This window comes from Phaeodactylibacter xiamenensis (assembly GCF_000759025.1).
Taxonomy (GTDB): Bacteria; Bacteroidota; Bacteroidia; order Chitinophagales; family Saprospiraceae; genus Phaeodactylibacter; species Phaeodactylibacter xiamenensis.
Genome location: NZ_JPOS01000081.1, coordinates 88,438 through 102,142 on the forward strand (window position 1 = coordinate 88,438; position 13,705 = coordinate 102,142).

9 protein-coding genes are annotated in these 13,705 nt (G+C 54.0%); 3 read left to right on the top strand and 6 right to left on the bottom strand.

Annotation, left to right across the window (positions count from 1 at the left end; translation table 11 throughout):
- Positions 1–16 precede the first annotated feature (16 nt).
- From IX84_RS21675 to IX84_RS21695, 5 genes are read right to left on the bottom strand one after another with little or no spacing between them, the layout of a single operon-like run.
- Positions 17–2,062, bottom strand: a complete 2,046-nt coding sequence (locus IX84_RS21675; RefSeq protein WP_044225899.1) for an FAD-dependent oxidoreductase — start codon at positions 2,060–2,062, stop codon at positions 17–19.
- A gap of 11 nt (positions 2,063–2,073) precedes the next feature.
- Positions 2,074–3,435, bottom strand: coding sequence for a sulfatase (locus IX84_RS21680; RefSeq protein ID WP_052516284.1), 1,362 nt, complete (start codon positions 3,433–3,435; stop codon positions 2,074–2,076).
- On the bottom strand, positions 3,435–5,021 hold the full coding sequence (locus tag IX84_RS21685) for an arylsulfatase (protein WP_044225747.1): 1,587 nt from the start codon (positions 5,019–5,021) through the stop codon (positions 3,435–3,437). Before IX84_RS21685 ends, IX84_RS21680 begins: the two co-directional genes overlap by 1 nt.
- Positions 5,022–5,025: 4 nt before the next feature.
- Positions 5,026–7,215 (bottom strand): glycoside hydrolase family 3 C-terminal domain-containing protein, encoded by a 2,190-nt coding sequence (locus IX84_RS21690; protein WP_044225750.1) that lies wholly within the window; start codon positions 7,213–7,215, stop codon positions 5,026–5,028.
- Between the two features lie 4 nt (positions 7,216–7,219).
- Positions 7,220–8,344 carry a hypothetical protein gene (locus IX84_RS21695; protein ID WP_152605187.1) on the bottom strand — a complete coding sequence of 375 codons (1,125 nt, stop codon included), beginning with the start codon at positions 8,342–8,344 and terminating at the stop codon, positions 7,220–7,222.
- Positions 8,345–8,507: 163 nt separating this feature from the next.
- On the opposite strand from IX84_RS21695, the gene IX84_RS21700 reads away from it, so the two are divergent.
- From IX84_RS21700 to IX84_RS21710, 3 genes are read left to right on the top strand one after another with little or no spacing between them, the layout of a single operon-like run.
- The gene (locus IX84_RS21700) at positions 8,508–10,535 is read left to right on the top strand and encodes a sialate O-acetylesterase (RefSeq protein ID WP_044225753.1); all 2,028 of its coding nucleotides are present in this window, start codon (positions 8,508–8,510) and stop codon (positions 10,533–10,535) included.
- On the top strand, positions 10,532–11,374 hold the full coding sequence (kduI, locus tag IX84_RS21705; RefSeq protein WP_044225755.1) for a 5-dehydro-4-deoxy-D-glucuronate isomerase: 843 nt from the start codon (positions 10,532–10,534) through the stop codon (positions 11,372–11,374). Before IX84_RS21700 ends, kduI begins: the two co-directional genes overlap by 4 nt.
- Positions 11,375–11,380: 6 nt before the next feature.
- Entirely contained in the window at positions 11,381–12,172 is a 792-nt protein-coding gene (locus IX84_RS21710; RefSeq protein WP_044225757.1) for a gluconate 5-dehydrogenase, read from the top strand.
- 12 nt (positions 12,173–12,184) lie between these two features.
- Here IX84_RS21710 and IX84_RS21715 read toward each other — a convergent pair whose 3' ends face one another.
- Positions 12,185–13,705, bottom strand: coding sequence for an endo-1,4-beta-xylanase (locus IX84_RS21715; protein WP_044225771.1), 1,521 nt, complete (start codon positions 13,703–13,705; stop codon positions 12,185–12,187).

Here is a 13,705-nt window from a genome sequence, read left to right on the forward strand (position 1 = left end):
CAGTGACCGGGTATAGCTACCTGGTTTTTTCGGCGACGAGCAAAACAGCGTCAGCAGGTATCCAGCCGGGCTTGCCATTGGTCTGTACCCTGACTTTTACAGTGTCACCCGCGCTAAAGTTACGGTAGGGCAGCTCCAGCCATTCCCGGTCGCGTTCGCTCAGGCTGAAGGCCTCCCTTGCTTTTTCTTCCCCATAAGTGGTTTGGATGTGGATGCTGTCCGCCCAGGGGGCAGGCTTCATCGGCTGCGGGATGTAGTAGGCGACTTTGTAGCGCCCGCTCCGTTCAACCGGTAGTAAAAATTCAGCGGAGGCTCCTGTTACCTCATTATTCGTAATCAGGGCATACTTTTTGTAACGGCCACCCAGGTTATGCTGCTCCCAATTGCCGTTAATTATGGCCCGCCCTTCGTCCTCATTATCTGATAGGATATCTGGCAGAGTGCCGTCCAGGTAAGGGTCTTCTTCAAGCTTTTTTTGCAGTTTTGGAATGTCGATTTCCTGTACGCTGCTACGCTGATCGATAGCCATCGAGGCGGCCACAGCTGCTGTTTGGGCCAGTACCATAAAGACCGGCTCCATCCGGATAGAACCGTAGGCAATATGGGAGGCAGACAGGCAAACCGGGACCAACAGATTGGTACACTCCTCCTGCTTAGGGGTTAGAGCATGGTAGGCAATCGGGTAGGGAGGAAAGCCTCCCACCTGCACATCCCCTTCATTGCGTACCATGGCTTTGCCATTTTCATGGACCACTACGCGCTGACAATTGTGAGAATCCATGGTATAGGCAGCCATACCAATTGCACCGGGTGCAATACTGTCCCCCAGGCAGTGGTGCTCGGTCATTACGTATTCGCCAATCATCCTTCGGGCTTCCCGGATGTAAAGCTTGTAGGGGAAGTAGTTGTTGTCAGTGAATTCATCTTTGGCCCAGCCCCAACTGCTCATTTCGGCCCTGATGTCGGGTGTTACTCCCGGATCGTGGCTTAGAAAGTAGAGCAGCCCCCGAATGTACGATTCATGGTCGGCTTCAATTTCAGCCCTGCGTTCGTAGCTACCTTCGGGGTAATCGTAATTCATACCGATCATATCGGTAGAAAGCGGCCCCTTGTTATTGACATCCGTTTTGCCGTTTGGCATGTGCACAATACGGAGGTAGAACCAGCCCAGCTTTTGTTGCCAACCGATACCATCTCTGGCTTGAATGACTCTTTTCAGGAGCTCATATTTAGTGGAATCGTAATCAGCAGGCCGTTCGAAAGGTACCTGATTGGTCGTGTCCTGTGTCAGGCACAGCCGGTAATTATAAGCCTGTATTTTGTCGTCTCCCGAGCCCTGTTCGGCCAGGGGCTCCGGGCTGATGCCCCAGCATAGCCCGCTGCTGGAATCGCCTTCAATGCGGTAGGGGTCGATATGGTAGGGCTCCTCGTCATTGGGTGGGAACTGATGTTTGTCCAGCAGTTGGACACCGCTAAGGGTTTCATTATAAGTGCTGTTGGGCTCCCGTCCGGCGATATAGGAAACACCAGCCATGGCCAGTAGATCCCCCACGTAAGTGGCATCGATAAACTGACGTGCCTTTACACTACGCGTTGGAAAATCCGGTTGACTCGCATCTTCCACGGTAATTTCCTGGATTTCGGTACCTTTTTTTCTCAGTTTAGTCAGCCGGTGTTCGTACCAGACTTCCACATTGGCCTCCCGGATATAATCCTGGAAGACTTTTTCTGCCTTGTGTGGCTCAAACGTCCAGGCCTCCATCCGGTCGTATTCGTCTCCTAACCGGCGGTAGAAATCCCGGCTCAGCCCGGTCACGGCATACTTGTTGCCGATATCTGTGGCGCCCAACCCGCCGGAGCTAAGCCCTCCCAGGTGGAGGTCTGGGGAAATTAACAGTACCGTTTTACCCATTTTAGCTGCAGCATAGGCCGCAATTACCCCTGCTGAAGAACCGCCGTACACGCAGATATCATAATCGTAGGCATTGGTCTTTGCGGGCTCTTCGCAGCCAACAAAAAGGGCAAGGGAAAGTAAAAGGAGAAAAGCGATTGTTTTTGGCATAGCATTTATCATTATTTACGAACGGAAGGCATTTGAGCATCCACCTCTGTCCGCCAGTTTTTAAGTTTGTTATAAAGCTGATCTTTGATTTCCGGGAGTGAGTCTGCCAAATTGTAGGATTCGCCCGGATCGTGCCCCAGATCATACAATTCAAGTGCTCCTGCCTGTCCGAGTAGTGCTCGTTGGTGCCACTCGATTAGCTTATAGCGGCCGCTTCGTACAGCACTGGCCGGACGCATGCCAGAGCCCCGGTGGTAATGGGGGTAGTGCCAGAAGAGTGGCCGGGATTCCAGGCGATCAGTCGCTCCTTTTAGCAAGGGAAGCAGGTTTTTTCCGTCCAGTTCCAGATGGTCAACCGGGGCTTGGGCTATAGCGGCCAGAGTAGGGTAGAGGTCGACAGAAGTCATGAATTCTTCAGTCATGCTACCCTCAGCAATCTTACCAGGCCAGCGCAAAATGAGCGGTACGCGGATGCCCCCTTCGTACAGCCAGCCCTTGCCCGCTCTGAAAGGGGCCTGATCGGCATACGTGGACTTGCCGCCGTTGTCAGAATAGAAAATCACCAGCGTCTCTTCTTCCAGCCCCAGGTCATCAAGGGTACGGAGGACTTTCCCTACACCATCATCCAGGCGCTCGGTTATGGCAGCAATCACGGGGTCTACGCCATGCCTTTCCTGCGTACTATCTCTGGCAAAGCGCTGTACCCGCTCTGCACTTTCCATGACCGGGTCATGAATGGCATTATGACTGAGGTAGAGGAAAAAGGTGCTGTCTCGGTTGCGTCGTAAAAATTCCATTGCCCGGGTGGTAATGGTGTCTACATTATGCGGATCGTCTTCGGCATTGGTCTCTGCCCCCGGCTTGTAGGTGATCAGTTGCTCATCGAAGCCCTGTTGCAGGGGATTATGGCTTGTACTTCCCGGAGGGCGCTTTTCTTTGCTTAAGTGCCATTTACCAAAGTGAGCGGTGCGGTAGCCCGATTGGCGGAGGGTTTCAGCAAGGGTCTGCACCTCCAACGGGAGGAACTTCTGCCAGTCCGGTTGTTCCAGCAGGCTGTCCGGGAAAGCCTCTCCCTTCAGGAAGTCCGTCAGGTGTAGCCGTGCCGGATGCTGCCCGCTCATAATGGCTGCCCGGGTAGGGGAACAGACCGCCGCTGCCGCATACGCTTGTGTGAAACGGATGCCCTCAGCGGCCAGCTGATCGATATTTGGGGTACGGTAAGCGGCTCCACCGTAACAGCCCAGTTGGCTCCATCCCAGATCATCAGCGAGGATAAAGACTATATTGGGCGGCTTCGGCAGTTCTTCAGGGGAATGGCACCCCATAAAGCCTAAAAAAGCAACACACCCTATCCAAATCCATCTCATTTGCATTAATATCCCAGTTTTTCCAGTTCACGGCGGTGCACTACGCCCACCTGACTGGCCCATTTTCGATAATCGGCTTTCAGTTCTTCCACCTTTTCCGGGTACCGGCTGCTCAGGTCATTTTGCTCGGTGCGGTCTTCCGGGATGTGGTACAATGCCCATTGATCCTCCGGGTAAGCAGAGACCAGTTTCCAGGGGCCTTTCCTTACGGCGCGGTTGCCGCGGTGTTCCCAGAAGAGGGTTTCATGCCCTTCCCGGCTTTCTCCCCGCAGCAGGTTCACAAAGCTTTTGCCTTGTAGCGGTGTCAGGGCGTTGCCCCTCAGGCTGTCCGGATAAGGTACCTGTGCCAGTTCCAGGCAGGTGGGCACGATGTCCATGATGTGAACGACCTGTGTGTCAATCCCCGGCTTTGGAATGAGCTTCGGATAATGCGCAATGAGTGGTGAGGAAATGCCGCCTTCGTGCACCCAGTGCTTGTACATCCGGAAGGGGGTATTGCTGACGTTAGCCCAGGCGCGGCCAAGGGATTCGTAGGAACCAGGGCCTCCAACCGGCCCTTTGAGCTTGCTATAGCTGCCCCAGAGCCCGGTTTCCTCGTGGCTGCCTCCGTTATCAGACAAGAAGAGGATGAGCGTATTGTCTAACGCACCCTTTTCTTCCAGTTTGGCGATGATTCGGCCTACGCCCTCATCCAGGATTTCGAGCTGAGCAGCATAGATCGCCATTTTGAGATCGAGGCTGTCCTTTTGTGCCTCCGATAGGTCCGACCAGTTCAGGACTTGATCATCCGGTGGGCTTAATTCGAGGTCTTGAGGCAAAATGCCCTTTTCCTGCATTACCGTCAACCGGTTTTGCCGGAGGGTGCTCAGGCCAAGCTTGAACTGGCCGATGTATTTTTCATAAACGGAGCGGGGCGCCTGAAGCGGGAAGTGTGGGGCAATATGTGCCAGGTAAAGAAAGAACGGAGCCTCCTCAGCTACAGCCTGATCCACGAAGCGCACGGCAAAATCATTGAAGGCGTGGGTGGTATAGTAGGAGCTGTCCGGCTCAAGGATGCTGTCATTGAGCACGACGTGCCGCTTTTTGTGGAAAGGGTAGTAGTAAACCCCGCCGCCTTCCGGGATGCCGTAAAACTGTTCAAACCCCCGTTGGGTTGGCCAGTATTCCGGTGCGCTGCCCAGATGCCACTTGCCAGACATAAACGTTTGATAACCGGCAGGTTGTAGCAGTTCAGCTAAAGTAGCGCATTGGTCATTCAACCGGCCCCGGTAGGCCGGTAGCTGAAAATCATCGGTCATTTCGCCCACCCCTGCCTGATGCTGGTAAAGCCCGGTAAGTAGGGCCGCACGGCTGGGGCAGCAGCGGGAGGTGTTGTAAAACTGTGAAAAGACAATCCCGTTCTCCGCCAGCCGGTCCAGGTTGGGCGTCCGGATGCGTGACCCAAACCACCCCAGATCGGAGTACCCCATATCATCGGCCATGATGAGCAGGATGTTCGGGCGGTCGTTTGCCTCGGCTTCCTTTGAATTTTGTGCGCAACCCGTAAGCAACCAAAGGCTTAACAGGATGAGGGTGAATCGTTGAACTTGCATGAACTTACTTTTTCAAGTTTAGGTTCAGGCTGACCGGAGCAGGTATGCCAAGCGCTTTTGAACGGGCTGTAGGCACGGCCCCACTAGCATAGAGCTGTACCGGGCCCTCAGGCAAATAGGCTTTACCCGATTCATCGTAAAGCTGCAGGTCACTGGCTTTTACCTCAAATTGTACGGTCTTGGTTTGTCCGGGCGCTAGGTAGACTCTTTCTACGCCTTTGAGGTCAAACAGCGGAGCGGCGTCACCCGCTTCCGGCCAGCTGGCATAGAGCTGCACCACTTCTTCGGCACCGGTTTGCCCGGTGTTACTTACGGTAGCAGAAACGGTGGTGCGGTCTCCACTGCTCAGGTTTTTGGAGTTAGCAGAGATGGACTCGTATTCAAAGGTCGTGTAGCTCAGCCCGTATCCGAATGGGTAGAGCGGTTCTTCCTTCATATAGCGGTAGGTCCGCCCTGTCATGCCGTAGTCTTCGTAGGGTGGCAGCTGGTCCAGGGATTTGGGGAAGGTAATGGGGAGCCTGCCGGAAGGCGATGCTGATCCGAAAAGGAGGTCGGCGACAGCGTTGCCCCCTTCCTCACCCGGATACCAGACCCAAAGGATAGCATCCACGAGATCTTCGACTTCCGCCAGAGCGACAGGGCTGCCGCCCGTCACCACCAGGATGATCGGGGTATCCCCACGGCTGCGGAGGGTTTTCAAAAACTTAATTTGATTAGCAGGTAGGCCCAGTTCAGTTCGGTCACCTTTGTGGGCGGAAGCGATAGACTCGCCTTCTTCGCCCTCAATCAGCCCGGAAATGCCCATGACGGCTACCACGGCATCAAGGCTCATGGCGCTGCCGGTCACCCAGTCTACGGGGTTGGCGTTATCCTGATAGGGGCGGACACCATATTTGTAGAATACCTTGGTGCCTATACCGATTTTGTTGGTGATGCCTTCCAGTACGGTGACTGCATTACCGGTCACGCCGTAGTAATTAGCCAGCAGGATGTCTGTGCTTGCTGCATGCGGCCCAACCACAGCAATGCTCTCCAGGTTGCGGGATAACGGCAGAATACCGTCGTTTTTCAACAGGACTATGGACTGACGCGCGGCCTCACGGGAAAGGGCGCGGTGCTCGGGGCTGTTGACGACTTCCGGGGAAATCGCATCAAAAGGGTTGCTGCCCGGCGGATCGAACAGGCCGAGCCTGAACCGGGTGCGCCAGAGGGTCTTAAGGGTTTGATCCACCAGCGCTTCGGTAACGAGGCCCCGCTCGACAGCTTGTTGCAGCCCTTTGGCATAAGTGCCGCCGCAATTCACATCAACGCCGGCTTCGAGCGCCAGAGCGGCAGATTCCACGACGTCTTCGGTGATGTTATGCCCGCTGTGGAAGTCGGTCAGGGCACCGCAGTCCGATACCATGTGCCCTTTGAACCCCCATTCCTCCCGCAGGATTTGCTGTATCAGTTCCGGGCTGCCACAGCAGGGCTCGCCATACACGCGGTTGTAGGCACACATGACGGCCTCCACTTTGGCTTCTTCCACCAGGCTTTGAAAAGCCGGCAGGTAAGTTTCCCGGAAATCGCGGCGGGAGGGCACCGCATCAAAAGAGTGGCGCAGTGCCTCCGGCCCGGAATGCACAGCGTAGTGCTTGGCACAGGCCGCCGTTTTCAGGTATTGAGGGTTGTTGCCCTGCAAGCCTCGTACAAAGGCACTGCCGAGCAGCCCTGAAAGGCAGGGGTCTTCCCCGTAGGTTTCCTGCCCCCGGCCCCAGCGCGGATCGCGGAAGATATTGATGTTGGGCGACCAGAATGTCAGTCCGGCGTATTGAGCGTTTATGCCGCGCTGAATAGCGGCGTTGTACTTGGCCCTGGCTTCACCGGATATGGCATTGGCCACCTGGTAAATGAGATCTTCATTGAAGGTGGCGGCCATGCCTATCGCCTGAGGGAAGACCGTGGCTTTGCCATTACGTGCTACACCGTGGAGGGCTTCATTCCACCAATTGTAGGCGGGGATACCCGGGCGCGGGATCGCCGGTGCAGCGTGTTGAAGCTGCAGCACTTTTTCTTCCAGGGTGAGCCTGCCGACCACATCATTCAGGCGTTCTTCCAGATCAAGGTTCGGATTGAGGAAAGGATACTTCTGCGCAAGGATGGGCATTTGGAGCAGTAATGTCAGTGCAACAGTAAATAACAGGTATTTTTTCATGGTGCTAAAGCGGGTTTGGTAGGGTAATCGTATTCGCTGAACCAGCAGCGCCTTTAAGGTAAAGAATGATTTGATCATCCCGGACTTCGATGTCTTCAACACTGCTGACATTTGGAGCAGGCAGCATAAAGCCGGCGAAGGATTTTTCCAGGGTTTCCCCGGCATCGATGTATTCAAAAGAAGTTTGACCTCTAAAGCGGGTGTCCTTCATGATTAGCTGCTCGTAGGGCGCCCCTATACCAGTGGTGCCGAATTCCAGGCCCTTGGCAGCAGGTTGGCCATCAGCGGAGTGGTTCCAGATATTGATCCAGGGGTATTCCGAAAGACGCCAGATGTAGCCCAGGATCAGTCCCTGTTCGGGCTGCAGGGCAGCGACCCAGCCGTAGGTTGCGGTATCCGGGAAAAGGTGGGTCGTGACGTAATTTTCTTCCTCATCCGTCCGGCGCATATCGATGGTCCGTCCGGTAGTGTCAGCAACGCCCTGCGGCCATTCATAGGCCAGGCGGTGGGGGTCAGGCAGGGCAAATTTTTGATTGAACCCGTGGTGGGCATTGGTGTGGACTGTTAGGGCAGGAGACAGGAAAGGCGGACCGAGGGTGATATGTTGAACCACATTAGTCGGCCGGCTTAGCGAAAAGGTATTGGTAAAACTTTCGCTGACCCTGAATACAGGCGCATTGGGCAGAAGGGAGACGGAACGTGCGACGACCATGCCATCCAGCGGGGCGCCAGCGTTCATTTTAACTTCCGTTTTGGTTTGCTGACTGATAGTCCAAAGGCTATTGGCAGGCTCTCCGTTATGTGGTACACCAGCGGCCATTTCCCCTTTGGAAGGTTGCCCCCAGCGGCCCAGGCAGAGGAAGTGCCCCTGGAACGGAGCCCCGGATTTATTATTCTCAGGCATTTGTTCGGCGGTGACGCCCCAGGTCAGTGGGTTGACCGGGTTTTCGTTATGAAGAATTTGGGTGAACGCCCCACCGTAGGCATCAATGGTGACCTGAAGCTGATTGTTGCTCAGGGTGATTGGTGTGCTTTCCGCAACCGGATTTTCCCTTGTTTCCTCAGCACTTGGAGTGCCGCAGCCCAGAGTAAGCACTGCCAGGCTGATGCCCAAAAGCCATTTTCTCATCTTTTTGGTCGTATTGGTCTCTGTCTTGATGTGTGCAGCCAACGCTTTTTGTAACCCCGAAAACGGGTCTTCCATCGTGGGTATTTACATTGAGCATTGAAAGTGAGGTTACAACCTTATGACACTTTACTCCCCCAACTGAGATTACCATTATACTGCGCCTATGAATCTGCTTAGACTTCTATTGTTTCTCGGTCTTTTTTCCTGCATACAACCGGTTGGGCTTTTCGGGCAGCTTGTCCTGCCTGCTTTTTTCTCAGATGGTATGGTGTTGCAACGGGATACCGATATCCGAATATGGGGCAAGGCGGCACCCGGTAGTAAAGTGACCGTTGAGTGGCAGGGGAAGGCCTCAGAGGTAAAGGCAGACAGGGCAGGGCAGTGGACATTCGAGGGTGCGCCTCTGAGTGCAGGCGGTCCGCATACCCTTCGGATAAGCAACAGAAAAGAGACCATCACCATTGAGGATATTTTGATTGGAGATGTGTGGATATGTTCCGGGCAGTCCAATATGGAGTGGCCAGTCAGCCGTTCCAACAACGCTGAGGCAGAAATAGAAGGATCAAATTATCCCGAGGTTCGCCTCTTTGATCTTCCCCGGCAAAGATCCTTCACCCCGCTGGAATTTTTCAAGGAAAAAGCGACCTGGAAAAAAGCGGTAGGGGAAAATATCGCCACCTTCTCGGCAGTCGCATTCTACTTTGGGCGGGAGTTGCATTACGAAGAAGGCGTTCCCATTGGGCTGATCAGCACCAACTGGGGAGGCACAAATGTGGAAACCTGGACCAGCGGGCCGGGCCTGAAAGGTTTTCCGGATATTTACCGTAAAGTGAAATACATGGAAAACCAGCCGAAGACCATTGAAGAACTCGAGGAAGAACAAAATGAAGCGCTCAGGCAGTGGGAGGAGGCGTATTTTGAAAAATACGATCAGGGAGAAGACAATCGCTGGCCATCCGCGGGCCTGGATGATGAGGAATGGGATGAGATTGATCTTCCAAAGGATTTGCAATCCGTTGGGTTAGGGGATTTTGACGGGGTGATTTGGTTCCGAAAGACCTTCACCATGCCGGAAGCATTAAAAGGAAAAGACCTGTTTTTGCGGCTGGGCTATATTGATGACTTCGACGAAGTGTGGATTAACGGGCAGTCTATAGGGCGTACCAGTGATGTAAATTTCTGGAGGTCTTACCCTGTTTCCGCCAGTTTGTTTAATGAATTAGGGACAAATACGATCGCTGTAAAAATTCTGCATAGAAGTGGTCGTGGAGGGCTGGTCGAGGAACGTAAAGACAAGTTTGGTCTTTCCCAAAGCCGGTACGAGATTTTAGATAGCGATTTGAGTCTTACGGTTGACTGGAAATACAAGGCTGCGGAAGAATTAGGCACAGTTATTCCTGATCCTCCGGCTGAAGTAGCTCCCATAAAGCCGAATGATTACCCTTCTATGCTTTACAATGCCATGATCCATCCCTTCACCAGGCTGCCTATCAAAGGGGCGATTTGGTATCAGGGCGAATCGAATGCCAGCCGGGCTTATGAATACCGGAAGTTATTTCCAAACATGATTGCTGACTGGCGCAGGGAGTGGGGGCAGGAATTCCCGTTTTTCTGGGTGCAGCTTGCGAATTTCCGGGCATCAAAAGACAAACCCGGAGACAGTGAGTGGGCGGAACTAAGAGAGGCTCAGGCTTTAGCGCTTAAGCTCCCCAAAACAGGAATCGCCACGGCAATCGATATAGGCGAAGCGGATGATATCCATCCACGAAATAAACAAGAGGTCGGGCACCGGCTGGCCCTGTCGGCTTTAAAGGTGGCCTATGGCAGGGAGGTGGTACACAGCGGGCCCGTTTTTGACGCTGCTGTCTTCGGGGGGCGGGAAGTTACCCTCTCCTTCTCCGGCATCGGTTCCGGATTAACAGTAATGGATAAGGATGGTATTCTCCATGGGTTCTCCATTGCAGGAGCTGATAAGGAATTTCACTGGGCACAAGCCCGGATTGCCGGCGACAAGGTCATTGTGCACTGCCCGGATGTTGAAGAACCCGTAGCCGTAAGATACGCGTGGGCCGATAATCCGCACCATGCAAATTTGTATAACCAGGAAGGCCTTCCTGCTCTTCCATTTCGGACGGATGACTGGCCGGGCATTACCATAGACAAAACATTTAAACCACAAATAAGACCATGAGTACCCATTTTAAATCTTACTATGCGACCAACCCCAGAGATTTTAAGGCATACGATACCCAAAGGCTCAGGGAAGACTTTTTGCTTACCCCAATCATGGAGGATGGTACTATACAACTTAATTACCTGCACTACGACCGGTTTATTGCCGGCGGGGCGGTCCCAACGGACAAGCCGCTAAAGCTTGAGGTCATCGACCCCCTGAAGGCCGACTATTTCCTGGAGCGCCGGGAATTGGGCATCATCAATATTGGCGGTACCGGCACGGTCTCGGTGGATGGCACGGATTATGAACTGGGGTACCGGGAAGCGCTTTATGTGGGGCGTGGCAACAAGGAAGTGGTTTTCAAAAGCAGTGACGCTGCAAAACCTGCGCACTTTTACCTCAATTCGACCCCGGCACATCATGCCTATCCCACAAAAAAGATCACAGAAGCCGATGCTGAGGTAGTCGAGCTGGGCGCTCTTGAGACTGCCAACCACCGGGTCATCCGCAAGCTGATCGTCAATAGCGTGGTGGAAGTATGCCAATTGCAAATGGGTATGACGCAGCTGAAAACCGGCAGCGTTTGGAATACCATGCCGGCCCACACACACGACCGCCGCATGGAAGTGTATCTGTACTTCGAACTTCCCGAAGATCAGGCTGCCTGCCACTTCCTCGGTGAACCCACAGAAACCCGCCATCTTTGGCTGAAGAACGAAGAAGCGGCTATCTCCCCGCCCTGGTCTATCCATGCCGGTTCAGGCACTACCAACTACACTTTTATCTGGGGTATGGCTGGTGAAAACCTCGACTACGGCGACATGGACAAATGCGCAATTACAGATTTGAAATAAAGATACATGAACCAATTATTTGATTTGACAGGAAAGGTTGCTCTGATTACCGGTGGCACCCATGGGCTCGGCATGGCGATGGCTATGGGGCTGGGTAAAGCGGGGGCTACATTGGTGATCAACGGGCATTCTTCTCAGGAAAAGATTGACAAAGCCCTGGAAGCTTACCGGGCGGAGGGCATCACTGCGCACGGGTATCTGTTTGATGTGACACAGGAGGCAGCAGTAATTGACAACGTTGCCCGCATCGAATCTGAGGTAGGGCCTATTGATATTCTCGTCAATAATGCGGGGATCATCAAGCGCATTCCGCTCGTTGAGATGAGCGTGGAGGAATGGGATCAGGTCATTCGTACCGATCTAACGGGCGTGTTTATCATGTCCAAGCACGTCGTGAAAGGCATGATGGAGCGCGGTTCGGGCAAGATCATCAACATCTGCTCCATGATGAGCGAGCTGGGTCGCAACACCGTAGGGGCCTACGCGGCAGCCAAAGGCGGCCTGAAAATGCTCACGCAAAATATGGCGACCGAATGGGCAAAGCACAACATTCAGGTTAATGGCATCGGGCCGGGCTACTTTGCGACCAGCCAAACGGCACCCATCCGGGTAGACGGGCATCCGTTCAATGATTTTATTATACAGCGTACGCCTGCGGGCCGCTGGGGTGATCCGGAAGACCTGGCCGGTACTGCCGTTTTTCTCGCAGCCCCGGCCAGTGATTTTATCAACGGACAGGTGATTTACGTAGATGGCGGCATTTTGGCGACCATCGGGCGGCCCGCTAACGAGGCTTAGCCAGTAGTGGGTTTAAAGGACAGTTTTAAAGACCAATCGGGTATCCGGCGCAGCTTCATCCACTGCAAAAGGGTGCCCGATTTTCGTTTGGGCGGGTTGAGATTCCAACTGAGCCAGGTAGCTGCCGCAGAAGCCCCGGAAAGTGACCTGCCCTTTTTCGTCGGTAGTTGCTGTGGTCCGGGTTGTCCAGTCCTCGTGTATGCGTTGGCGGACTTTTTCATAAAGCGGCTTCAGGGTATGCCCGGAACCCGAACCAGGCTGAAAACTGACAGCCATGCCCATAAACCCCCAAAAGTAAAAGGACTCCACTGCGGGGTGCCCGAATGCTACCGTCAGATAGTCCATGACATACTGGTCACGTAGGGATTCCGCTTCTTCTTCCGTTAGGTTTTCCTGCGTTTTTGTTTCGCCCAGCGACCGCCATTCCTCAGAAGACAGGATTTTTTCTTCCTGTCCGCCGGGCATCAGGCTTTTAGTGTGGGCCCAAAACTCTGTTATGCTAAGGGGCAGCCCGGCAGCCGCCATTTGATCGTACAGCTCGGTCTGCTCCGATGGGTTCAGCCAGCCGGTATGGCTTTGGAGGCCTAGGGTGTTGGGCGGGTAGCCGGCATTCTGCAGCCGTTCCACGAGTTCGAGATAGCGTTTGCGTTGGCGCTGAGTAGTAACGCCCTCTCCATTCTGATCCACTAGACCGGGTTTGTTGACCACTCCTATGCCATAGTCATTGATAACGAACTTCGCTCCGGGCGATTCTTCCCGGCCCCAGCGGATCACTTTGGAAATGTAATCTACCAGGTTGTCCATACTTTCGGTATAGGGCCAGGTCCGGTTGGGCAGGTTCTTCGGGGCAGGTTCCCAAAGGGCTTCATTGACGGCATCCCATAGTTTTACCTTACCATCGTAGCGGGCGGTCAGGTTGCGCACCCGCACCTCCACGAACTTCATAAAAGTTTCGTAGTCATACTTCTTTGCCCAATCCGGCACGGCTTTCGGAATAGACCAAAACAAGGGATGCCCTTTGGCGGTCAGCCCATTGGCATTGGCCCAATTGACCGATTCTTCAAAACTTTCCAGTTTCAGGTCGCCCTGAAAGTCCATCGTTTTGGTGCCATAGGTTCGGGGGCGCTCCGTCCAGTAGACGGTGGTGTTCAGGCTGTTGAAGACGTCTTTAAAGCGTTTTCGGTAGTATTCCAGCCGGGTTTCCTGACTCTGTCCGGCCCGGAACATATTGCTCATGCCCCAGTTGTTGTCGCCAAACAGAAACTGATGCTGCAGCTGCACGATGTCGACCTCCCGGTTGGGAAGGGGCTGGCCCCAGCGGTCGAGGAAGGTAAGGGTGACCGGGCGTTTGCGAATTTGGTCGATGTTGGTTCGCGCCCGTACCAGCGCACTTTTGGAAGGGTGTTGGAAAAAGGCTGGCCCGTATTCCTCACGATGGTTGGATGCCATAGCAGGCAGAGGGGCTCCCAGTGTGGCAGCCCCAAGCCCGATACGGGATAATCGTCTGACAAAAGATCGGCGGTTCAGTGGCAT

Coding starts and splice junctions, on each gene's coding strand:
- IX84_RS21675 (WP_044225899.1), bottom strand. CDS start 2,062: ATGCCAAAAACAATCGCTTTTCTCCTTTTACTTTCCCTTGCCCTTTTT.
- IX84_RS21680 (WP_052516284.1), bottom strand. CDS start 3,435: ATGCAAATGAGATGGATTTGGATAGGGTGTGTTGCTTTTTTAGGCTTT.
- IX84_RS21685 (WP_044225747.1), bottom strand. CDS start 5,021: ATGCAAGTTCAACGATTCACCCTCATCCTGTTAAGCCTTTGGTTGCTT.
- IX84_RS21690 (WP_044225750.1), bottom strand. CDS start 7,215: ATGAAAAAATACCTGTTATTTACTGTTGCACTGACATTACTGCTCCAA.
- IX84_RS21695 (WP_152605187.1), bottom strand. CDS start 8,344: ATGAGAAAATGGCTTTTGGGCATCAGCCTGGCAGTGCTTACTCTGGGC.
- IX84_RS21700 (WP_044225753.1), top strand. CDS start 8,508: ATGAATCTGCTTAGACTTCTATTGTTTCTCGGTCTTTTTTCCTGCATA.
- kduI (WP_044225755.1), top strand. CDS start 10,532: ATGAGTACCCATTTTAAATCTTACTATGCGACCAACCCCAGAGATTTT.
- IX84_RS21710 (WP_044225757.1), top strand. CDS start 11,381: ATGAACCAATTATTTGATTTGACAGGAAAGGTTGCTCTGATTACCGGT.
- IX84_RS21715 (WP_044225771.1), bottom strand. CDS start 13,705: ATGCCACTGAACCGCCGATCTTTTGTCAGACGATTATCCCGTATCGGG.